This is a genomic window from Verrucosispora sp. WMMD703 (assembly GCF_049178935.1).
Taxonomy (GTDB): domain Bacteria; phylum Actinomycetota; class Actinomycetes; order Mycobacteriales; family Micromonosporaceae; genus Micromonospora; species Micromonospora sediminimaris.
Genome location: NZ_JBMHMM010000004.1, coordinates 3699608 through 3721769 on the forward strand (window position 1 = coordinate 3699608; position 22162 = coordinate 3721769).

Here is a 22162-nt window from a genome sequence, read left to right on the forward strand (position 1 = left end):
CAAGATCCGACCAGCTCTTCCCCCACAATGCAGTGACAGACGCCGATCGGCTGCCGCTCGGTCGGTAGGGCCTGTGACAGGACCCCCACCGGCGACCCCCTACCCAGGGAGGAGGTGGAGGTCCGCCCAGTGGCCACAGCTGAGGCTCCTGGTCGGGCGCGGCGGGCAGTCGCTCGAACCAGCATCTACAGACATGACTGACAACCTGTCGCGGCGGGCGTACCGGCACCGCCCCCTGATGGTCTTCGTCTCGGCGATGGCGGTGCTCGCCGTCGTCTGTGCGGTCGGCGTCGTGGCCGACCAGCGGGTCCTGACCGGCGTGCCGATCTGGCTCAAGCCGTTCAAGTTCTCGGTGTCGTTCGTCCTGTACGGCGGCACCCTGGTCTGGCTGCTCTCCCTGCTACGTCGCCGTAGCCGGGTCGCGGAGTGGGCGGTGACCGTGATGGTCGCCATGGGTGTGGTGGAGATGTGCATCATCGTCGGACAGGTGCTCCGCGGCACCACCAGCCACTACAACGAGACCAGCCCGGTCAACGCTTTGCTGTGGCAGCTGATGGGTGCAGCGATCATGGTGCTGTTCGTCGCGCACGTCGTCGTCGGTGTCGCGGTGCTACGGCAGCCGATCGCCGGCCGCGCCGGCCGCTACGCGATCGGTCTGGGGCTCGGGCTGGCGGCACTCGGCATGCTGGTGGCGGTACCGATGACCCTGCCGGATCAGGCTTCGGTGATCGAGGGCGTCGCCGGGGCGCACAGTGTGGGCGTGCCCGACGGCGGGCCGGGGCTGCCGCTGGTCGGCTGGAGCACGACCGGTGGGGATCTGCGGATCGGGCACTTCGTGGGGCTGCACGGAATGCAGGTGTTGCCGGTCCTGGCTCTGCTGCTGAGCCGGTTCACCGGTGGTGCGTTGGACGAGCGCACCCGGGCACGGTTGCTGCTCGTCGTAGGCGCCGGTTACGGTGCGGCGACCGTACTGCTGACCTGGCAGGCGCTGCGCGGGCAGCCGCTGCTCCGGCCGGACACGCTCACCCTGGCCGCTGCGGCGGCGCTGGCGGTGGCGACCGTAGCCGCTGCCGGCGCGGTGCTGGCCCGACACCGGTTTTCGGCGACCACAGTCGAACATCGGCCGGCGGGTCCGGGTGAGCGGCGGGCGGCGGGTCCGCGCGACGGGCGGGTCGCGGGTGACGAGCGGACGGAGGTGACCGTGTGAGCGCCACGTTGTTCTCCTTGACCTTCGCGGTGGCGGCACCCTTCTGGGCGCTGATGATCCTGCTGCCGAACTGGACGATGACCCACCGGATCATCCGATCACCGCTGATCGTGGTGCCGGTCGTGGCGATCTACGCGATCCTGGTGGTCCCGGCGTTCGCAGAGGTCCTGCCGGCGGTGATCGACCCCACCCTCGACGGCGTACGGGAGTTGTTGGGCACTGCTGACGGTGCCGCGGCGGCCTGGGCACACTTCATCGCCTTCGACCTGTTCGTGGGCCGCTGGGCCTGGCTCGACAGCCGGGAACGGGCAGTTCCACCGCTGGTGATGGCGCCGGTGCTGCTGCTGACGATCCTGCTGGGCCCGATCGGTCTGGCCGCCTATCTGGTCGTACGCACCCGATGGGCTGACCCGACGACCGCTGCCGGCCCCGACGAGCACCGCCTAGGCTGAGGCCGTGAGCTGGGTGGGACGGCTGTTCGACGCGCGCGACAGCCTGGTGCGGATGGTGCTGCTCATCCTCTCCGGCCTGGGCTACCTGTTCTTCGGTGCCCTGTCCGCACCGACCACCACCCAGTGGATTCTCGCGGTGCTCGCCTTCGCGGTCGGGCTGTCGCTGCACCACCGGCCGCTGGCCAGCATGCTGATCCAGACCGCGCTGCTGGCGGTGGCGATCTGGCTGGTCGACGACTTCATGATCAACCAGGTGGGTGCCAGTTGGGCGCTGCTCGAACTGACCATGGCCGCCCGCCGGGGGCGGACCATCTGGCTGGCGGCGGGGCTGCTGGCCGTGGTCGACCTGACCGACTCGATCGGCGATCCGCTGGCGCGTCTGCTCTCCGGTGTGTTCGGGCTGCTGCCGGAGGTCGGCGTTCCGCTGCTGCTCGGGCTGGTCATCCGGACCACCCGGGAACTCGGGCAGCAGTCGCGGCAGCGGGCCGAGGAGGAGCAGCGGCGACGCGAGTCGGAGAGCCGTGCCGCGCGTGCTGACGAGCGCAGCGCCATCGCCCGGGAACTGCACGACGTGGTGGCGCACCACGTGGCGTCGATGGTGCTGCGCGTCGGGGTGGCCCGGCACGTGCTGACCGACCTGGATCCACGGGTCGGCGAGGTCTTCGACGACGTCCACGGCACCGGCACAGCAGCCCTTGCCGACCTGCGCCGGCTGGTCGCGGTGCTACGCGACCCCGACGGCGTACGCGGCGACGCCGCACTGACCGCGATCGAACCGTCAGCGCTGCCGGCCGCGCTCGGCGCCGCGGTGGACCGGGCCCGTCAGGCCGGTGTCACAGTGGTCGCCGACATCGACCCGGCGGTCGGCACCCTCGACGCGGTGCGGGGCCTCGCGGTGCTTCGGCTCAGCCAGGAGGCGTTGACGAACGTGGCCAAGCACGCCGGTACCGCTGCGGTGGCGCGGCTTTCGGTCAGCTTGGTCGACGGGGCCGTCCACTGGGAGGTGGTCGACGACGGTCGCGGCTCGGTGCCCGCCACCGTGCCGGCCGGCGGCGGTCACGGCATCACCGGCATGCGCGAACGGGTCGAGGTACTCGGTGGACAGTTGACGGCCGGCCCGACCGGCGCGGGGTGGCGGGTGGCCACCGTGCTGGCCGGAACCCGCGCCGGTCCACGCGCGACGGAGCGCGCGTGATCCGGGTACTGCTGGTCGACGACCAGCACCTCATCCGCGCCGGCCTGCGCATGCTCTGCGAAGCCCAACCCGACATCGAGGTCGTCGGCGAGGCCGACAACGGCCGCGACGCGATCACCCTGGCCGCCCGGCTGGTGCCCGACGTGGTGGTGATGGACCTGCGCATGCCCGGCGTCGACGGGATCTCCGCCACCAGCCGGATCATCGCCGAGCGTCCCGGTGCCCGCGTCCTGGTGCTGACCACGTTCGGCGACGACGACCACCTCTATCCGGCGTTGACGGCCGGCGCCTGCGGCTTCCTGCTCAAGGACGCACCGCCGACCGAGCTGCTGGACGGTGTGCGCCGGGCCGCGACGGGCGACAGCCCGTTCAGCCAGGAGGTGCTGCGCCGGTTGGTGCAGCGCGCGGTGCACGCCCGCACCGGGACGCCGTCGCCGGTCACCGGGCTGACCGCCCGGGAACAGCAGGTGTTGGAGCTGGTCGCCGACGGGCTGTCCAACGGCGAGATCGCCGAGCGGCTCCACATCGGCGTCACCACCGTCAAGTCCCACATCACCAGCCTGATGACCAAAACGGGCAGCCCCAACCGGGTACGCCTGGCGCTGTTCGCCCGCGGCCTGTGAGCCGAGTCAACCGCCGGCCATCGCGCCGAGGACGATGAACGGCTCCTGCCCGGCGACGACCCGCTCGGGCAGGGGCGTGTCGGGTGAGCAGTTGGAGAGGTCCTCCTCGCAGGCGTAGAAGCGGACGAAGGCGCGGCGCTCACCGCTGTGCCGGTCGCGGATGGTGCCGAGCAGCATCGGGTACCGCGCCTCGACGGCGTCGAGCACCAGGCGCTGGGTGGCCGGCCCGGGGCCGGCCACCTCGACCCGCACCTCACCGGTCACCCCGGCGAGGGTCTTCAGGTGAGCCGGGAGGACGACCCGGATCACGGCAGTACCTGGACTTCCACGGAGAGCACCGGCGGCAGGTCCCGGACGATCGGCGCCCAGCTGTCGCCGCCGTCGGCGGAGCGGTAGACCTGGCCGCCGCTGGTACCGAAGTAGATGCCGCAGGGGTCGAGCGTGTCGACGGCCATCGCGTCGCGCAGCACGTTGACGTAGCAGTCGGACTGCGGCAGCCCGTCAGTCAGCGGCTCCCACTCGTCGCCGCCGGTGCGGCTGCGGTAGACGCGCAGCTTGCCCTCCGGCGGGTAGTGCTCGGAGTCACTCTTGATCGGCACCACGTAGATGGTCTCCGGCTCGTGGGCGTGCACCGCGATCGGGAAGCCGAAGTCCGACGGCAGGTTGCCGCTGACCTCGCGCCAGTTCGCGCCGGCGTCGTCGCTGCGCATCACGTCCCAGTGTTTCTGCATGTACAGCGTGTCGGGGCGCGACGGGTGCTGGGTGATGTGGTGCACGCAGTGGCCGACCTCGGAGTCCTGGTCGGGAATCTCCCCCGACCGCAGGCCCTTGTTGATCGGCAGCCAGCTGATGCCGCCGTCGTCGCTGCGGAACGCGCCGGCCGCCGAGATGGCGGTGTAGATCCGACCCTGGTGGACCGGATCCAGGATGATCGTGTGCAGGCACAGGCCACCCGCGCCGGGCTGCCACGACGGCCCGCTCGGGTGGGTACGCAGGGCGGTCAGCTCCGTCCACTTGCCGCCGCCGTCGTTGGACACGTAGAGCGCCGCGTCCTCCGCGCCCGCGTACACGGTGTCGGGATCGTCACGGGACGGCTCGAGGTGCCAGATGCGCTTGAACTCCCAGGGCCGCGGGGTTCCGTCGTACCAGAGGTGGTCGCCGACGTCGCCGGCGTAGGCGAAGTCGTTGTCGACAGTGGTCCAGGTCCGTCCGCCGTCGTCGGAGCGCTGGATCAACTGCCCGAACCAGCCGCCGGACTGGGAGGCGTAGAGCCGGTCCGGATCGGCCGGCGATCCGATTAGGTGGTAGATCTCCCAGCCGCCGAAGTGCGGCCCGTCGACCGTCCAGCTGTCGCGTCTGTCGTCGGAGGTCAGGATGAACGCGCCCTTGCGCGTCCCCACCAGTACGCGTACACCACTCATGAGCGTTCTCTCGTCTTCCTCGGGTCGGTGCGGGGGTCGCCGCGCGGCCGCCACACCGACGTGCATCAGTCCTGGTCGGTCTACTCCTGAGGTACGACGAACTGGCATCAGCGAAACGGACAGTGCTCCGCCGCCACGCGGGATCCTCCGCCTTCTGTCGGATGCCCGTCACTGCCGCCCCTGACCCGTATCCCGCCGTGGCGGGCCTTGCACGGGGTAGTGACAGCGACCACGATGGGATCATGGTCGATGGATTGATCTTGCAGGTCGGGTCGGACGGTCCGCTCAGCGACGAGGAGCTGGCCGAGCAGGCGCGCCATCTGAAGGAACACCTGAACCAGCTGCCCGGTGTCGAGGCGAGCGAACTGACCGCCGAAGCCGCCCCGGGTACCCGGGACACCGCGAGCTACATCTTCGGCGTACTGGCCCTCGCCGTGTTCACCGTGCCGACGGTCAAGCGGGCGGCGGCGGACATCCGGCACCTGGCCGAGGTCATCAAGCGCTATCAGGAGCGCAACAAGGGCAAGCGACTGCGCATGACCCTTCCCGACGGCACCGAGATCGACGTACGGGACGTGTCGGAGAAGACGCTGGCCGAGCTGATCAAGTCGGTGTCGGTGCCCCGGCAGGGTACGGCCGCCGTGCCCGAGAAGGTCGACGGTGACTGACCCGGCGGAGCCACGGTGAAGCGGGCGCTGCTGGTCGGGGTGGGCAGCTACGTCAACGAGGCGCTGCCCACCCTCGACTCCCCCGCCAGCGACCTGAAGGACTGGGCCCGGCTGCTACGGGATCCGACGCTCGGCGCCTTCGACGACGTACGCGATCTCCTGGACGCCGACTCGTACCGCCTCCAGCTCGCCCTCTACGACTTCCTGACCAGCGCCGACCCGCACGACTTCCTGCTCGTCTACTACTCCGGCCACGGGCGGCTGCATCACGATCACCGGCTCTACCTCACCGCGACCGACACCGACCCCGACCGGCTGCCACCGACCTCGGTGCCGACCGACGAGTTCCGGCACTGGGTCGACGAGTGCCGCGCCCGCGAGCTGGTGCTGATCCTCGACTGCTGCCACGCGGGCGCCTTCGGCGACCTCAAACAGCGCGGCGACCGCAGTCGCATCGTCGTGGTCTCCGCCGGGGCCACCGAGCTGGCCCACGAGGGCGACGGTCACAGGCAGCACGCGTTGCCGTCGGCGTTCTCCGGTCCGTTCCTGGAGGGGCTGCGTACCGGCGGGGCCGACCGGGACGGCAACGGGATCATCAGCGTGCGGGAGGCGTTCGAGTACGCGGCCGTGCGCATGGTCGACCGGGAACGCCGGCAGACACCGCAGATGCGCGCCGCCGGCGTTGGTGATCTCATCCTCAGCAACGCGCCCCGCCGGCCCCAGCTGATCCCGGAGGAACTGCTGGCGCTCACCCGCAGCCGGCTCGCGGCGGCCCGGGTGCTCGCGGTGGACGAGCTGAGCAACTGGGCGTACGGCCACCAGCGCAGCCGGGACCAGTTGGTCGCCGCCTTCGAGACGCTGGAGACCCTGGAACGGGATCCGGCGGAACGGGTGGCCGAGCGCGCCCGCCAGGCCCTGTCGGGGCGGCTGCGGGTCACCCGGGCCGAGGTGGCGGAGGATCCCGGGCCACCGGAGCCCGCGGGCGAGCCGGGCTGGGCGGCCGGCAGCGCCTTCTACGAGGTCAACGTCCGGTTCTTCTACGACTCCGACGGAGACGGACACGGCGACCTGCGGGGTGTCACCGAGAAGCTGGACTACCTGCGCCGCCTCGGCGTCGACTGCCTGCTGCTCAACCCGATCATGGCGGCCCCGCCGCTGGGCGACGGTCGGGCGGCCGCCGACTTCGAGGCGATCGACGAGGGCCTCGGCGCCCCGTCGCACCTGCTGGAACTGCTCAGCCTCGCGCATCGGCAGGGGTTGCGGGTGGTGCTGGACCTGGTGCTCAACCACACCAGCGACCAGCACCCGTGGTTCCAGGCGTCGCGCAGCGACCCGTCCGGCCCGTACGGCGACTTCTACGTCTGGAGCGACAGCGGCGACAGTTACGCCGAGGCCGACGACCCGCTCGGCAGCCACGGCGCGGGGTGGACCTACGACAGCCAACGCCGCCAGTACTACTGGCACCGCTACAGCCGGTCCGAGCCGGACCTGAACTACGACGCGCCCGAGGTACGCGCCGCGATGCGCGACGTGATGGCGTTCTGGCTCCGCCAGGGCGTCGACGGGCTGCGCCTGCTCACCGTCCCGTACCTGTTCGAGCGCAGCGGCACCTCCAGCAAGGGGCTCGACGAAACCCACGGCTACCTGCGTCAACTCCGATCCTGGTTGGACACGACGTACCCGGACCGGATCCTGATCGCCTGGAGTGAGGACTGGCCGGAGGGGGCGGGCGCCTATTTCGGCACCGCCGAGCACCCCGAGTGCCATCTGGTGATGTACGCCTCGCTGATGCCGAGCCTGCTGCTGGCCATGCGACGGGAGGCGCACCGGCCGGTGTCCCGGGTGCTGGCGCAGATGGGCGACCAACCGCCCGACCGGCACTGGGCGGTGTTCCTGCGCAACGGCGACGAGATGTCGCTGGGCCTGCTTCACGAGCGGGAACGCGACGACCTGCTGCACGCGTACGCGCCGCTGGGCCGGATGCGCAGTGCGACAGGCATCCGGCGCCGCACGGCGACCCTGCTCAACGACGACCGGGGGCAGTTGGAGCTCGCCTTCGCCCTGCTGCTGTCGATGCCCGGCGTGCCGGTGCTGTACTACGGCGACGAGATCGGCATGGGTGAGAACCTGGCGTTGCCCGGCCACCTGGCGTTCAACACCCCGATGCAGTGGGCCCCGGACCGCAACGGCGGCTTCTCGGTGGCGCAGCCGGAGAACCTGCCGGCCCCCCCGATCCACGAGTCGATCTACGGCTACATGGCGGTGAACGTGGAGAACCAGCTCCGCTCGCGCTCGTCGCTGCTGCATGTGGTCGAGAAACTCATCGAGACCCGGCACGCCTGCCCGGCGTTCTCCCGCCCGGGTTGCCGGATCGTCCGCTCCACAAACCCGGCGGTGCTGGCGTTCCTGCGCGGTGAGCCCGACGACGAGGTGCTCTGCCTGTTCAACTTCTCCCGCTACCCGCAGACCACCACGCTGAGCCTGGCCTCGCACGTCGGTTGCCGGCCCCGGGAGTTGACCGGCGGCGCCGAGTTTCCCGGCGTGCCGGATTCGGGCGAGTACGACCTGGGCATCGCCGGGCACGGCTTCTTCTGGCTCTCGGTGGCCGCGGGTCTGCGTGACATACCGTTCGAGTAGCTCGTCGCCCGCCACCGTGGGCCGCGACTGCCGGGCTCATCCCGCCGGGGACCGGCGCGCGTCGGTGGGCCAGATGACGGTGGTGGGGATGCCCCGCTCGCGGGCCCAGCCGACGGTCCGGTCGGTCGACGCGTCGTGGCAGCCCGGTTCGCCGTCCCAGACCGCCACCAGCCGCTGCACCCGCAGCAGCAGCTCCCGGTTCGCGGCCACGTAGGCGGCGGTGCCGGCGGTGCGGTGGCCGGTGTGCAGGACCCGGGTGGCGCGACCCAGCAGCTCGTCGAAGGCCCCCCGGGCCGCCGGGGCGATGGTGTCCCGGTAATCGGGGGCCGGCAGGACCACCTCGTACGTGCCGCCGCTGTCCAGAACCGCGCGAGCGAAGATCTGGTCGGTGCCGGCCGCCAGGCAGGTGACACCGTGCACCGGCCGGTCGCTGATCCGGCGCAGTTCGAGGCGGATCGCCTCGGCGACCAGCCGCTCGGTGGCCGGGGTCAGGTTGATGTGGCCGGTGACCCCGACGCGGACCGGTTCCCGTTCAGGCGGCATCGGCCGACCCTCCCCGCTGGACCGGCACGGTGTGGCCCAGTCGGATCAACTCGAAGCCGCTGTCGGACAGCACATCGGGCAACGCCCGGATCTCCTCCCGGTTCTGCTCCTTGGCCGCCGGTGGCAACTCGTCCCACGGCCGCAGCAGGTGATGCCGACGGCGGACGTCGTCGCGTGGCTCGCCGTACGTCCAGCCCTCGGAGCGCCGTTCCCGGCACCACCGCTCGTGTTCGAGTCGGGCCAGCTGTTCGACCCGGTCGTCGATGGCCCGCCCGGCCGCGGAGGCGTCACCGGCACCGCCGTGCCGGGGCGCCACGACGCAGCCCAGGTTCAGCAGCTTGGCCGCGATGTCCTGGACGTGGCTGCGGTTGGCGCGGCGCAGCGACTCCGGCAGCCGGGACCAGGGCACCATGGCGGGTGCGTCACCGAGACGTACGCCGGCCCGCTGCTGGGCGTGCAGGTACCGCAGATGGATCTGCTGGGCGAGCCGTTCGGTGAGGTCCTCGGCGATCAGCCGGGCGTCGCAGGCGTGCGTCAGCACCGGGTACAACCGCAGCTTGCCGTGCACCTCGTCGAGCAGGTCGTGGCGGACGTCGCCGTGAAAGGCGGCGGCGAGCGCGGCCTGCCGGTAGACCGGCACGAAGACGATGCTGCGCGCCCCGCGCCAGAGCGCGGGGGTGTCCAGCGCGAAACGCAGGCCGCTGATCTCGTCGGGGGCGCAGAGGTAGATGCGGTCGTAGCCCTCGGCGGCGAAATGTTCCAGGCCGACCAGCCCCGCGATGTCCCGGTCGTACCCGACCAACCGGCAGACCTCCCGCAGGAACGGGTAACGGGCGGTGGCCAGGGCCAGTTCGGCCCGGGCGTCCGGTGCCACGAGATCCACCCGCAGCCGACGGCCGGAACCGCTCTGGTCGGCCTGACGCGCCCGCCAGTGCCGGGCGGTCTCCACCAGCAGGGCCCGGCGGAAGCTGCCGCCACCGGCGATCAGGACGGTCGTCGACCGGTCGGGGGCCGACGGCAGCGGATGGTGCCGGTGCAGCGCCCGGGCGGCGATGTCGTCGACGTGGAAGTAGTCCAGACGCAGCCGGCTGGACCCGGCGGCGCCGAGCCGCCGGGCCTGCAACGACAGGCACATCTCCGGGTCGTGGACCTGCACGTACACCCGGGGCGGGTGGCGTCGGTCCTGGATCAGCCGGTTGGCGGTGTTGGCGATGGCGTGGTTGCGGTCGTCGTCGTCGGTGCACGCGTAGACGGTGTGCGCCCGGGGCAGGCCGGCCCCCCGCAGCACCTCCTCGTTCGTCGGGTCGCCGACGACGCCGAGGTAGCGGCGTCGGCGGTACTCCAGCGGCCCGAACGGTTCGGAGCGGACGACCACCACCCGGTCGCCGTCGGCGTAGAGCCGGTCGGCCAGCATGTGTGCGAACTGGGAGTCGCCGCAGACGACGGCGTGGCCGCCGGCGCGCCGGGCCCGCCGCCGCCGGATCTCCGTGGCCAGCAGCAGCCGGCCGGCCTCGGCCACCGCCAGCAGGGTGAACAGCGGCGCCATGAACCGGGCCACCTGCAACTGCCACGGATAGGGACCGGGCTGCTCGAAGAGTTCGGCGCTGAGGAAGAACAGTTGCAGGTCGTAGTAGAGGATGTCGTACCGGTCCCCGATGGCCTCGGGGCGTACCCGCGACAGGCGGTCCAGGCCGATGTAACCGAGCACCGAGGCAACCAGGCCGATCACCCCGAAGACGACCCGCAGCCACCACGTGGCGGGACGGGCCGCACCGGGGACCGGCTGGGTCATCGCGCGGCTGCCTGAACCCGCCGGTGCCCCAGCCACCGGATTACGACCATGCGCGCAATGCTATTGGACAAAGTCGATCACCAGGGTCGGCGACGTGCCGGCCGGCCGGGCACTTTTCGCAGGTGGCGCCGTTTTGTCGAGGTCGGACTGTCGGGGCTCAGCTCGACATGACCCGGGCGTGCAGGTCGGTGACCACCTTGCGGGCGGACTCGAACGCACCGGCCTGCCAGGCGATGTAGTGGCTGAGGTGGTCACCGGCGAAGTAGACCCGACCGTCCGGCTCCAGCAGCCGGCCGTATTGCCCGCTGGTGCGCGACGGCCACGACACCCAGCCGCCCTCCGAGTAGCGGGTGCGGTCCCAGGCCACCGAGAACGACGTCTCCAACTCCGTCCGGTACGCCTCGCCGTGGATCCGCACGCCCTGGGCGACGGCGCGGGCCTCCCGCTCGGCGGGCGTCAGCGCCGCGTACGCCTGGGCGTTGGCGCCGAAGTTGTAGTAGCCGACCACCACGCCCTTCGCCCCGTGGTAGCCGTAGGACGGGTACCAGATCGTGGCGAGGTCCAGGTTGGTGTTGGTGATGCCGGAGTAGATGTTCTCGTCCTGCTCCCACCACCGTCGCCGGTACTGCAAGCCGATCTTGCCGGTGGCGTTGGGGAGCGGGTAGGCCAACGCGTCCCGGACCGGCTGGGTGAGATTGGCCGGGATCTTCGCCAGCACCTGCGGCGGGATGGTGCAGACGCAGAAGTCGGCGGTGGCGGTACGCGGCCGGCCGCCCGGCCCGTCGTAGACCACGGTCACCCCGGAGCCGGTGTTGGAGATCGAGCGCACCTGCGCGCCGTAGGTGACGAGCCGACGCCCCACGGCCGCTTCGAGGGCGTACGCGATGCGGTCCATCCCGCCGACCGGCTGGAACATCAGCATCGCCTGGTCGTAGCCGAACTCGAAGGAGAAGTACCTGCCGATGCCGCTGGCCAGCACGTCCGTCAGCGGGTACGGGCTGAGTTTCGGGGTGCCCGCCTCGAAGCCGGCGCCCGGCTCCACCAGGTAGCCGCGCCGGTTGGTGCCCGCGTACCGCCAGCTGGCCGCCGGGTCGTCGGCGACCCGACCGCCGATCGCGCCGAAGCCGCGCAGAAACTCCAGCAACCGTTCCTTGTCCTCACCCGTCAGGTAGGTGTCGAGCGCACCCTGGTCGGTGGCCTTGGCGAGCAGTTCGGAGACGTACCCGTAGACGTCCGCCTTGGCCTCGCGGTGCCGGATCGGCCGGCCGGACAGCGCCCCGGCGTTCTCGTTGACGTAGTAGGCGTCGGCGTTCTGGTTGCCGAAGATCTCGATCGGCACGCCGAGTTCCCGGCAGTAGTCGAGGGTCACCATGTGCTGGGCGATGCGGGCCGGACCGGCGTTGAGGTACTGGCCGTCGGCGAAACGGGCGCGCTGGGTACGCCCGTCCAGGTCGGTCTCGGTGGTGCCGCCCCGCACCGTCCAGTTGCGCCCACCGGGCCGGTCACGCGCCTCCAGCAGCCGCACCCGGTAGCCCGCCTTGCCCAGCTCGTACGCGGTGGCCAGGCCGGCGATGCCGGCCCCGAGCACCAGTACCGACTTCGCCGAGCGGCCGGTAAGCGTGAAGTCGGACCGGTTCGGGGGACGGAACGGTGGCGCCGCCTGCGCGGCGGGCGCCAGACCGAGCGCGCCCATCGTGCCGTAGAGCACGCCCGCGCCGCCGGACACCCCGACGGCCTGGAGGAACTGTCGCCGCGTCGTCGGTATCGTCACCGCCACCTCCCGCAAGATCGATGACCGACGATCTCAGTGGCGGGTTTCCTCGACGAATCTCTGTTGTTACGCGTGGATCACCGGCCCGGGGTGCGGCCGGTGATCCACGCTCGGTGGGCGTTCGTCAGCGGTAGCCGGCGGCGATGATGTTGGCGTGCACGGCGTTCTCGGTGGCGTCGGAGGGGTAGCCGGCGACCATGGCGCCCTCGTAGAAGGTGCCGGCGCTGAGGTTGGCCCCGCCGTCGGGCTTGCAGCAGTCCCCACCGCTGCCCAGGACGATCGCGCCCTGCTTCTTCATCGGGCTGTAGCCGGGCGGCAGCGGTCCCTCGTAGAGCGTGTAGAGGCTACCGGACTGGGCGTTGCTGCCCTTGATGGCGAAGCGGGTGGTGCCGTTGTTCTTCAGGGTGGCGGTGACGAACTTGTGCGGGAAGGAGCGCTGGTTCGGGTTCCAGGTCTGGCTGCCGCCGGGGAACAGGCCCCACTCCAGGTCCGCCTGCACCCACGGGCCGGTTCCGGAGCACCCGCCGAACCAGCACTGGGTGCTGAAGTTGATCGCGTCCATCGCGCCGGCCGCGTCGGCCTTGCGGGTCGTCTCGCTGTTGCCGTAGTCGAAGCAGCAGCCGTTGTTGACGTGGGTGCCACTCGTCACCATGTACATGCCCTCGGGTGCGCTGCCGGTCGGCACGCCGGTGAGGTGGCCGTCGCGCCAGTAGCTGTTGCCCGGGTTGATGTACAGCGAGTACGCCTTGCTGCCCCCGACGGTGAGCGACTCGGTGGTGGCGATCGCCGGCCGGCTCTGCGGCGAGCCGGGGACGACTGTGGAGCCCTGGTACCACAGGTCGTTGCCCCGACCGGACTGGTCGTAGATCACGGTGATCACGCACTGCGTACCGGCGCAGAACGAGTCCTGCGTGGCAGCGTTGGCCGTGCCGCCGGTGGTCAACAGGCCGATGTCGCGGGTCGTGTTGTCCGACGAGCGTCGCACCTGGTAGAGGTTGCCGCGGTACGCGGCGTAGAGCGCCCGGGTCGTGCTGTGGGCCGCCACGCACGCCGTACCGCCGGCCGCGTAGATGTCGCAGGGCAGCGACCCGGCCGGCGGGGTGGGCGGCGGGCTCGTCGGCGGGGGTGCCGGCGAGGTCCACTGCTGGTTGGCGCCGCCGTGGCAGGACCACAGGATCATCTTCGTGCCGTTGCCGGTGCCGGCGTTGTTGGCGTCCAGGCAGAGCCCGGACTGCACGCCGATGATGGTGCCGTTGGCGTTGACGTTCCACTGCTGGTTCGTGCCGCCGTGGCAGTCCCAGATGATCACCTGGGTGCCGTTGCTGGTGCCGGCGCCGTTGGCGTCCAGGCACTTGGTGCCGTACACCTGAAGTTGCCGGCCGGCGGTGTAGGTCCAGGTCTGGTGGGCCGCGCCGAAGCAGTCCCACAGCTGGGTCTGGGTGCCGTTCGTGGTGCTCGCGTTCGGCACCTCCAGGCACCGCCCGGAGGCCACACCGGTGATCACGGCGCTCTGCCCCGGGACGATGGCCTCGGCGATCACCGGGCCCGGCGCGGCGACCGCGACCTGGACCTGTGGGGCCAGGATGGCCCCACCCACCAGGACGAGAGCTGACGCGCCGATGGCCGCCAGCCGTCGGGGACGGCGACGTCTCGCAACGATCATGGTGATTCCTCCGGGGGTGGTGGTGGAGGTCGGGTGCGACTTCCGAGAGCATAGAGGAACTTAAACATGATTGGTATGACGTCCGACGACCCTGGATGCGTGAGCGTCGGCACGGCCTGTCACTCCGGTCGGTCCGGTCGGCGAGGTTCCCGGCGGTCGTTGGCATGCCCGCGGAAACGCCTCCAGCTGCGCCGGAGACTCCGACAGCCCCCAGCTCGAACCGTCAACGTACGTCGATCACGACGTTGCCGACCTTGTGTCCGGTGTCGACGTACCGGTGCGCCTCGACGATCTCGGTCATCGGGTAGCTGCGGTCGATGACGATCTGAAGCCGCTCCTCGGCGAGCAGGTCCCGCAGGGCGGCCAGGGCCGCGTGCTTGCGTACCGACATCCCGGTCCGGACCCGTCGACCGCGGGTGAGCATGGTGCCGAGCGCGAGCAGGCTGTTCGTCACCAGGCCGGTGGTGGGCAGATAACGGCCACCCGGTGCCAGCACCGCCCGGCACCGGGCGAACGAACTGCGGCCGACCGTGTCGAAGACGACGTCGTAGCGCTCGCCGCTGCCGGTGAAGTCCTCCACCGTGTAGTCGAAGACCCGGCTCGCGCCGAGCGACCCGACGAGCGCGGTGTTCCGGCCACTGCACACCCCGTGCACCGTCGCGCCGAGGTGCCCGGCGAGTTGGACGGCGTACGTGCCGACGCTGCCGGAAGCGCCGATGACGAGCACCTTCTGGCCGGGTTGGAGGTCGGCCAGGTCGCGCAGGAAGTGCCAGGCGGTGGTGAACCCGTCGACGGTGGCTGCGGCCTGCGCGTACGTCACGTTCGGCGGGATCGTGCTGATCGAGGCCCGCTCGGACAGGCACTTGTACTCGGCGTTCGCGCCGGCGCCGAAGCTGGTGAAGCCAAAGACGCGATCACCGACGCGCAGCCGACGCGCCCCCGGCCCGAGCGCCGTGACCTCACCGGCGAACTCCAACCCGAGCACCCGGACGCTTCTGCGTGGCCGGCGCAGACCGATGATGACCCGCCCCCAGCGGGGTTCGCCCCGGCGCATCCCACACTCGGCGGTGGTCACCGTGGTGGCGTGCACCCGGATCAGCACCTGATCGGCCCGGGGCTCGGGGGTCGGCAGCTCCACCTGAGTGAGCACCTCCGGTGGCCCGTACGCCTCGAACATCACCGCTCGCATGCGCACCATTCTGCGGTGGCCCCGCCACCACGCCCGGTCCCGCCGACGGCGGTCGTGACGGCCCCACCGGTCTACTCGTCCTCGACGAACACCTCCTCGCGGCGCCTACGGATCGCCGGGAGAACCGCGACGACGAGGGCCGCCACCGCCATGACCAGGAGCACCGCGGAGATCGGTCGGGTCAGGAAGACCGACGCGTCGCCGCGAGAGATGATCAGCGCACGGCGCAGGTACTCCTCCAGCAGCGGGCCGAGGACGAAGCCGAGCAGCAGGGGCGCGGGCTCGCAGCCACACTTGATCAGGAAATAGCCCAGGATTCCGAAAAACGCGATCGCGTAGACGTCGAACGCGTTGAAGCTCAGCGAGTACGTGCCGATCGCGGCGAACAGGACGATCATCGGAAAAAGCACCTGGTACGGGATGCGCAGCATCCGCACCCAGACGCCGATCAACGGCAGGTTCAGCAGGACGAGCAGCACGTTGCCGATCCACATCGAGGCGATCAGGCCCCAGAACAGCGCCGGCTCGTCGTTGATGACGTTCGGTCCCGGTGTGATGCCGTGGACGATGAACGCCCCGACCATCAGGGCCATCACCGGGTGGGCGGGCAGGCCCAGGGTGAGCAGCGGGACGAACGACGTCTGCGCGGCAGCGTTGTTGGCCGACTCGGGACCGGCGACCCCCTCGATCGCACCGCGCCCGAACTCCTGCTGCCGCTTCGAGATGCGCTTCTCCACCGCGTACGAGGTGAACGAGGCCAGCACGTGGCCACCACCCGGCAGCACACCGAGCGCGCTGCCCAGCCCGGTGCCGCGGAGGATCGGGCCGACGATCCGACGCCGGTCCTCGCGGGTCGGCCAGAGGTTCGTCACCCTGCCGAGGATGGTCGTACGGGTCTGCTCGTGCTCCAGGTTGCGCAGGATCTCGGCCACCCCGAACATGCCGACGGCTACCGACACGAAGTCGATCCCGCCGTAGAGTTCGCGCTTGTCGAACACGAATCGGGGCACGCCGGTGTAGATGTCCTGGCCGACCATTCCGAGCAGGACGCCGAGCGCGATCATCGCCAGGGCCTTGAGGGCGCTGCCGCGCGCCAGCGCGATCGAGACGATCAGGCCGAACAGCACCAGCGAGAAGTAGTCGGCCGGGCCGAACTGCAACGCGATCCGGGCCAGCGGTGGCGCCGCGACGGCCAGCGCGACGGTGGCCACGGTGCCCGCCACGAACGACCCGATCGCGGCAGCGGCCAACGCCGGCCCCGCCCGGCCCCGCCGTGCCATCTCGTGGCCGTCGAGCGCGGTCACCGCGGCGGACGACTCACCCGGCAGGTTGATCAGGATGGCCGTGGTCGAGCCGCCGTACTGCGCGCCGTAGTAGATGCCGGCCAGCATGATCAGCGCGGTCACCGGCTCGAAGTTGAACGTGATCGGCAGCAGCATCGCCACCGTCGCGGTCGGTCCGATGCCGGGTAGCACTCCGACCGCCGTACCGAGCAGCACGCCCACGAAGCAGTAGAGGACGTTCTGGAGCAGCAGCGCGGTCGAGAAGCCCAGCACGAGATTGTCGAAGAGTTCCATGCGAAAGCCCGGTCAGGTCAGAACGAGAGCCACGGACCCCAGAGCGGGATCCGTAGCTGAAGTCCGACGACGAAGATGAGCGTGCTGAGCACGGTCAGCCCGACGGCCACGGCCAGCGCCGTACCGATCCGCACCTGCCGGCTGGCCAGGGTGACCAGGAGAGCGGTCACCGCCGAGGTGGGCACGAACCCGAGGCGCCGCACGGTGTATCCGAAGAACACCACCGCGACCACGATGACGCCGACCGCACGCCAGGGGACCGCCCCGAACGAGACCACCTCGCCGGCGACCAGTCCCTTGCCGACGATGAGCAGGCCCAGGGCGGCGAGTATCACGCCGCACAGCAGCGGGAAGTAGCCAGGGCCCATCCGCAAGGGGGTGCCCAGCTCGTAGCTGAGCGCCCCCACCACGAATGCGCCACCGATCAGGACGAAGACTCCTCCGGCGAGGACGTCCGGAAACGATCGTCGGCGTTCCACCTCAGGAGGCCTCGACCCCGGCGTCGGCAATGATCTTCGCCCAGGTGCCGAGCTGCTCCTCAAGGTGCGCCCGGTGGGCCTGCGAGGTGGCGTCCGCCGCCGCGACCGGTGCGGTGCCGAGCTTCGCCATCTGGTCGATCACACCCGGGTCGGCAAGCGCCGCCTGGAGGGCTTCGGAGAGCTTGTCGACGACCTCCTTCGGCGTGCCGGCCGGGGCGTAGAGGCCGTGCCAGACGCTCACCTGAAGTTGGGGCAGCCCCGCTTCGGTCGTGGTGGGCAGGTCCGGCAGGCTCTGCACCCGCTCGGGAGTGGTGACCGCGTACGCCTTGACCTCACCCGCAGCGATCTGGCCGCTGGTGTTGGTGGTCTGGTCGCACAGGAAGTCGACCTGGCCGCCGACCAGATCGGTCAACGCCGGACCGGTCCCCTTGTACGGGACCTCCTGGAGTTTGACCCCGACGGCGTGCTGGAACAGCAGGCCGCACAGGTGCGACGCGGCGCCGACACCGGCGTTGGCGAGGGTGACCTTCTCGGCGTTCGCTTTCACGTGGGTCAGCAGATCCGGCAGGGTCGCGGGTGGGAGGTCCTTGCGGGCCACGATCGTCATCGGCACCTCGGTGACGAGCCCGACCATCTCGAAGTCCTCGAGCGGTTGGTAGCCCAGGTTCTTGTAGAGGGCGGGCGCGGTGGACATGCCGATGTGGTGCATCAGCACGGTGTAGCCGTCGGGCTCGGCCCGCGCGACATCGCCGGCCCCCACCGTGCCGCCCGCACCTTCGACGTTCTGCACGACGATCTTGGCACCCAGCTTCGCGGCCATCGGTTCGGCGATCATGCGGGTGACGGTGTCCGTCGGGCCACCGGCGCTGAACGGCACAACGAACGTGATGTTCCGGTCCGGGTATTTGGCGACGTCGCCCCCGCCGCCACCACCGGTGCCGGAGCAGGCGGCCAGCAGCGCAACAGCGCCGATCACCGCGATCACCCGCCCGGCGGCCCGCTGCCTGGTCGTGGTCATATCGGCACCTCCTCGTCGAGATATGCACATCCATCGGTGGATGCACCGTCTCAGTCTCGGATGCGTGCGACGCGGATACTGTCAGAAAGAATCCCAAGTACGGACGGCCCACCGAATCCGGCTCCAGGCCGTACAATTCGCCACCGTGCGAACCCGTTACCGAGGACGAGGTGGCGCGGAGTCTGCCGACCGTACCGGCCCAGCCGGGGTCTCCGGCTCGATCACCAGCGGGTGGATCGGGGTGACGGTGGGGACGAAGGCGATCACGTCGAAGCTGCCGGCAAGGGTGGGCAGTTCGTAGTAGTGGTCCCCGTCGCGCTCGGCCTGGTAGAGGCCGGAGATCAACCGGGTTCGCCACGGCCGTTCACGCCGCTCCGCGAGGTTCGCAGGAACGGCGGAGCGCAGGTCGATGATCCGCTCACCGGGGTCGTCGAGCAGCACCGCCTCAAGTGACGACGGGGCGGGGCGCGGAATGTCCGTCGCAGGGAGCCGGCCGTGACCGAAGGTGAGGTGGACGGCCGCGTACCCCTGGCTGAGGGCCGCCCGGAGGTGTGCGCCCATCATCGTGTCGCCGTGCGCCGCGACGTGGGCGCTGCCCTCCCAGAACACCACCCGGTCGCCGGTGCGCCGCTGGTGATCGAGGAGTCGCTCGGCGGCCGCACGCTCCTCCGAAGCCGCGTCGTAGCCGCCGCCGAGGGCGTGCGCGTGGAAGTCGACGATCGCGTCGATCAGCGGTAGCGCCTCGTCGCGCCCCGGGCTGTCGGGCAGCTTGGCGGCCAGGTCGCGGGCGGTGCGGGCGAGTTCGACGAAGGGTACGCCCGGGTGGGTGCCGCGCAGGCGTTGGACATGCTCACCGTTGTCGTGGGCGGTACGGATGACGGCGAAGATCTCGCCGATCCGCGCCGCGGTCGCCGGTTCCACCGGGTCGAGCAGCGCCACGACCCGGTCATAGTCGGCCGGCAGCGTACGCCGCCCGTTGACCGCGATGACGCGTACCGGATCGTCGGGGTGATGCTCGTTGTGCCGGCGCAACCGGACGAGCGCGTCGCGCATCTCGATCGTCCGCCACGGACCCCACGCCTGGCCGAGCGCCGCGTCCAGGTCGACGTCCTCGCCCCGGACGTACCTGTCGTACAGGTCGCCGACCCGCTGGTTGTCCAGCAGCGCGACGACCCGGAATCCGCGCCGGATCAACTCGTGGGTGGTCTCCTCGACCAGCCGGAAGGTCTCGGTGGCCTCCCGGGTGCTGGTGCCGAGGCCGACGATGCTGGCCGATTCGACGAGGGCGGCAAGCGTCCGGGCGGACGAAGGGAGATCACTCATGCCCCCGACGATCGGGGTTCAACCTATGTTGAAGTCAAGTCCGCGAGGCGGTCACGTTCGCGGGTTGGTCATCGTGCGGGATCAGCCCGCCCGATGACCAACCCGGGTGCCCGACTCCATCGCCGCGAGCTGCGCCTTGAGGTTGCGTACCCGCTCCTCGACCTCGGCCACCAGCCGGTGGGCGACGCCCGCCCACTCGTCGGGCGTCGGGTCGGCCGAGAGGGCGGCGAAAAGGGCGGCGATCTCGCGGACACTCAGACCGGCCCGCTGGGCGAGTTTGGCCACTTGGATCCGGCACGCGGCGGATCCGTCGAAACGACGCTGGTTGCCGGACGTGCGTACCGCGTTGATGACCCCGTGGGTCTCGTAGAACCGCACGGCGGACGGCGCGACGCCGCTGTCGACGGCGACCTCACCGACGCTGAACGTTTGAGGGGAACCCGCGAGCACTGTCATGGCGGCAGGATAGGCACGCGGGCGACTTGACTTCAACATATGTTGAACCTGCACGGTCTGAGACATGAGTGTTTCGACCGACCAGCACAGCAGCTTGTCCCCCGCCGCCGGCCTACGGGTGGCCGTGATCTCAGGCAGCGTCCGCAAGGACCGCATGGGGCCGACGATCGCCCGCTGGGTCGCCGCCGCCCTGAACCCCGCTGCCGCGCTGGACCCTGCTGCCGCCGTCGACCCTGCTCCGGTCGACCTGATCGACGTGGCCGACGTGGAGCTGCCCGACGACAGCCTCCTCTACCCCGGCGGCGGGCCGAAGAGCGAGGTCGCCGACCGGATCGCCGCCGCCGACGCGTTCGTGTTCGTCACGCCGGAGTACAACCACAGCTACCCCGCCTCACTGAAGCGCCTGATCGACTGGCACTACGGCGAGTGGCGGCTCAAGCCGGCGACCATCGTGGCCTACGGCGTCCACGGCGGGTACGCGGCGATCGAACACCTGCGCGGCGTACTTGCCGAACTAAGCGTGGTGACCGCCCGCCGGACCCTCGGCCTACCGGCGCCGTGGACGTCGCTGGACGGCCAGGGCCGCTACACGCCGGACGCGGAGCTTTCCCGTGGCCTGACCGCGAGCCTGGCCGAACTGCGCTGGTGGGCGGAGGTGCTTGCCGACGCCCGTCGGAACCGCACCCCGCCCACCTGACCCGACCGGCCCGGACGTGGCCGTGCTGCCGGGTTGGTCAGCCGGTGACCAGCGGGTCGTGGACCCGGCCGAGGAACAGCGGTACGCCGGTGACCCGGTCGTGGATGACGTACAGGAACGGCCGGTTCACGAAGAACTGCGGCCCCTGCGGGATGGACGGTGGCCGAATGATGACTGCCGACGCGGCTGCCGCCTCGACGCCCTTCTCGTCCACCCCGATGAACGTCTCGTGCACCACGTCGTCGATGCACAGCGACGGGTCGGTGGTGCTCATGCCGGTGAAGTCGGCGTACGGCGTGAAGGCCGTGGGCATGCCGAGGCCACTCAGCGCCGCGCCCAACTGGGCCGGCAGGCGGAACGTCCACCGGGGCATCCGCAGCTCGATGTCGGTGAACTGGAAGCCGGCGAACAACGCGCCCAGCCACGCCCCGTCGACGTTCGCCTCGACCGCGGCGAGGTTGTCGCGGGTCGGCATCACGATCGCCATGGCCAGCCCGTCACCCGCGAGCGGCACGTCGACCGCCCGCCAACCGTCGCCCAGGACATGGCCCATCCGGTCGAACGGGCCACGCATCATCGGCACCTGGACGACCGTGCCGTCGTCCCGGGTGAACGGTTCCTGCACGGTGGCCGCCGCCCTGAACGGGTAGTACCAGGCCGCCTTGAGGTAGGCCGTGTTGGTCAGCATCAGGCTGGTGTCGGAGCGCACCGAGTCCGGGGCCAACAACTCCGGGATCTTCGCATTGGTGCGATCGGACACCCAGGTGTTGATCTCCTGGCGGGCCGCTTCCGGCGCGTCACGGAAGTCGACCGGGTGCGGGAGGGCACCGTAGTAGCCCGCCAGGGTGTCCCGGAACCCGGATCGCAGGCCCAGATCGAGCCGGGTCCACACCGCGTTGGCCGTGGTCATCCGGGGCTGCCGCACTCCGTCGCCATCCTGGAACCGCCCGGCGAGCGACTGGTCGACGGTGTTCAGACCGCTGTCGAGCGCGCCGGGTCGCGGATGCGGCGCGTGCAGCACGGCATCCATCTCGTCCGCCGTGGTCGAGCCAGCACCCGCCCTGGCCATCGCCAGAGCCAACTGGACCGAGTACGGCGCGCACACCACGTTGCCACCGGTGTGGATCGACGCGATCGTGCGGTAGAGGTCGGCGGTGAAGCCGCGTACCGCTGTCGCGGCGGCCTGCATGGTGGCCGGGTCGGGCGGTACGCGTACCGGATCGCTGGACGCGGACGCTCCGGTGAGCCAGCGGGGATGACCAGGGGTGGCGGTGAGAGCGACGGCCGCGAGTGGCACCGCTCCGAGAATCGATCGACGCGAGACCATGTCCCGACGGTAGTGCAGTGTTACCGGGACGTGACGGAGGAAGGTCCAGAATGCATCGAAGTTCACCAATGTTCGTTACTTGCGTACGGCTTCCGGCAACCGCTGCCCTCTGCCCCGCCAGGAC

At 70.7% G+C, this 22162-nt stretch carries 20 protein-coding genes; 7 read left to right on the forward strand and 13 right to left on the reverse strand.

Annotated elements, in window-relative coordinates; genetic code table 11:
- Positions 1–193: 193 nt before the first annotated feature.
- From ACN26Z_RS17490 to ACN26Z_RS17505, 4 genes are read left to right on the forward strand one after another with little or no spacing between them, the layout of a single operon-like run.
- Positions 194–1207, forward strand: coding sequence for a hypothetical protein (locus ACN26Z_RS17490; RefSeq protein WP_282238368.1), 1014 nt, complete (start codon positions 194–196; stop codon positions 1205–1207).
- The gene (locus ACN26Z_RS17495; protein WP_421462349.1) at positions 1204–1659 is read left to right on the forward strand and encodes an ABA4-like family protein; all 456 of its coding nucleotides are present in this window, start codon (positions 1204–1206) and stop codon (positions 1657–1659) included. The genes ACN26Z_RS17490 and ACN26Z_RS17495 overlap by 4 nt, the downstream gene beginning before the upstream one ends.
- A 4-nt stretch (positions 1660–1663) precedes the next feature.
- On the forward strand, positions 1664–2854 hold the full coding sequence (locus tag ACN26Z_RS17500; RefSeq protein WP_421462351.1) for a sensor histidine kinase: 1191 nt from the start codon (positions 1664–1666) through the stop codon (positions 2852–2854).
- Positions 2851–3477: a response regulator transcription factor gene (locus ACN26Z_RS17505; RefSeq protein WP_396885160.1), complete on the forward strand. Its 627-nt coding sequence runs from the start codon at positions 2851–2853 to the stop codon at positions 3475–3477. The genes ACN26Z_RS17500 and ACN26Z_RS17505 overlap by 4 nt, the downstream gene beginning before the upstream one ends.
- A gap of 6 nt (positions 3478–3483) precedes the next feature.
- On the opposite strand, the gene ACN26Z_RS17510 is transcribed toward ACN26Z_RS17505, so the two are convergent.
- Both ACN26Z_RS17510 and ACN26Z_RS17515 read right to left on the reverse strand, forming a co-directional pair.
- Complete coding sequence (locus tag ACN26Z_RS17510) at positions 3484–3786, reverse strand: MoaD/ThiS family protein (protein WP_282238364.1); 303 nt, start codon at positions 3784–3786, stop codon at positions 3484–3486.
- Positions 3783–4898 carry a WD40/YVTN/BNR-like repeat-containing protein gene (locus ACN26Z_RS17515; RefSeq protein ID WP_421462354.1) on the reverse strand — a complete coding sequence of 372 codons (1116 nt, stop codon included), beginning with the start codon at positions 4896–4898 and terminating at the stop codon, positions 3783–3785. Before ACN26Z_RS17515 ends, ACN26Z_RS17510 begins: the two co-directional genes overlap by 4 nt.
- Before the next feature lie 242 nt (positions 4899–5140).
- On the opposite strand from ACN26Z_RS17515, the gene ACN26Z_RS17520 reads away from it, so the two are divergent.
- Both ACN26Z_RS17520 and ACN26Z_RS17525 read left to right on the forward strand, forming a co-directional pair.
- Positions 5141–5566 (forward strand): hypothetical protein, encoded by a 426-nt coding sequence (locus tag ACN26Z_RS17520; RefSeq protein ID WP_093405676.1) that lies wholly within the window; start codon positions 5141–5143, stop codon positions 5564–5566.
- A gap of 15 nt (positions 5567–5581) precedes the next feature.
- The gene (locus ACN26Z_RS17525) at positions 5582–8203 is read left to right on the forward strand and encodes a caspase, EACC1-associated type (protein ID WP_421462356.1); all 2622 of its coding nucleotides are present in this window, start codon (positions 5582–5584) and stop codon (positions 8201–8203) included.
- A 36-nt stretch (positions 8204–8239) separates the two neighbouring features.
- On the opposite strand, the gene ACN26Z_RS17530 is transcribed toward ACN26Z_RS17525, so the two are convergent.
- The 10 genes from ACN26Z_RS17530 to ACN26Z_RS17575 all read right to left on the reverse strand — a co-directional run bounded on the left by ACN26Z_RS17530 (position 8240) and on the right by ACN26Z_RS17575 (position 20014).
- Positions 8240–8746 carry a hypothetical protein gene (locus ACN26Z_RS17530; protein WP_282238361.1) on the reverse strand — a complete coding sequence of 169 codons (507 nt, stop codon included), beginning with the start codon at positions 8744–8746 and terminating at the stop codon, positions 8240–8242.
- Entirely contained in the window at positions 8736–10538 is a 1803-nt protein-coding gene (locus tag ACN26Z_RS17535; RefSeq protein ID WP_421462358.1) for a RyR domain-containing protein, read from the reverse strand. Before ACN26Z_RS17535 ends, ACN26Z_RS17530 begins: the two co-directional genes overlap by 11 nt.
- Before the next feature lie 157 nt (positions 10539–10695).
- A complete protein-coding gene (locus ACN26Z_RS17540) occupies positions 10696–12309 on the reverse strand; it encodes a flavin monoamine oxidase family protein (protein WP_421462360.1) in 1614 nt (537 codons plus the stop codon).
- A 124-nt stretch (positions 12310–12433) separates the two neighbouring features.
- The gene (locus tag ACN26Z_RS17545; RefSeq protein ID WP_421462362.1) at positions 12434–13972 is read right to left on the reverse strand and encodes an arabinofuranosidase catalytic domain-containing protein; all 1539 of its coding nucleotides are present in this window, start codon (positions 13970–13972) and stop codon (positions 12434–12436) included.
- A 223-nt stretch (positions 13973–14195) separates the two neighbouring features.
- Positions 14196–15161, reverse strand: coding sequence for an NAD(P)-dependent alcohol dehydrogenase (locus ACN26Z_RS17550; protein WP_421462364.1), 966 nt, complete (start codon positions 15159–15161; stop codon positions 14196–14198).
- A gap of 71 nt (positions 15162–15232) precedes the next feature.
- On the reverse strand, positions 15233–16738 hold the full coding sequence (locus ACN26Z_RS17555) for a tripartite tricarboxylate transporter permease (RefSeq protein WP_421462366.1): 1506 nt from the start codon (positions 16736–16738) through the stop codon (positions 15233–15235).
- A gap of 17 nt (positions 16739–16755) precedes the next feature.
- A complete protein-coding gene (locus tag ACN26Z_RS17560) occupies positions 16756–17217 on the reverse strand; it encodes a tripartite tricarboxylate transporter TctB family protein (RefSeq protein ID WP_421462368.1) in 462 nt (153 codons plus the stop codon).
- A 1-nt stretch (position 17218) separates the two neighbouring features.
- The gene (locus ACN26Z_RS17565; protein WP_421462370.1) at positions 17219–18235 is read right to left on the reverse strand and encodes a tripartite tricarboxylate transporter substrate-binding protein; all 1017 of its coding nucleotides are present in this window, start codon (positions 18233–18235) and stop codon (positions 17219–17221) included.
- A 156-nt stretch (positions 18236–18391) separates the two neighbouring features.
- Positions 18392–19558, reverse strand: a complete 1167-nt coding sequence (locus ACN26Z_RS17570) for an erythromycin esterase family protein (RefSeq protein WP_421462372.1) — start codon at positions 19556–19558, stop codon at positions 18392–18394.
- Between the two features lie 81 nt (positions 19559–19639).
- Positions 19640–20014 (reverse strand): MerR family transcriptional regulator, encoded by a 375-nt coding sequence (locus tag ACN26Z_RS17575; RefSeq protein ID WP_421462374.1) that lies wholly within the window; start codon positions 20012–20014, stop codon positions 19640–19642.
- 64 nt (positions 20015–20078) lie between these two features.
- Here ACN26Z_RS17575 and ACN26Z_RS17580 point away from each other — a divergent pair, with 64 nt between their 5' ends.
- Positions 20079–20711, forward strand: a complete 633-nt coding sequence (locus ACN26Z_RS17580; RefSeq protein WP_421462376.1) for an NADPH-dependent FMN reductase — start codon at positions 20079–20081, stop codon at positions 20709–20711.
- A 37-nt stretch (positions 20712–20748) separates the two neighbouring features.
- Here the strand turns inward: ACN26Z_RS17580 and ACN26Z_RS17585 are convergent, their stop codons facing one another.
- Positions 20749–22038: a serpin family protein gene (locus ACN26Z_RS17585; RefSeq protein WP_421462378.1), complete on the reverse strand. Its 1290-nt coding sequence runs from the start codon at positions 22036–22038 to the stop codon at positions 20749–20751.
- Positions 22039–22162 lie beyond the last annotated feature (124 nt).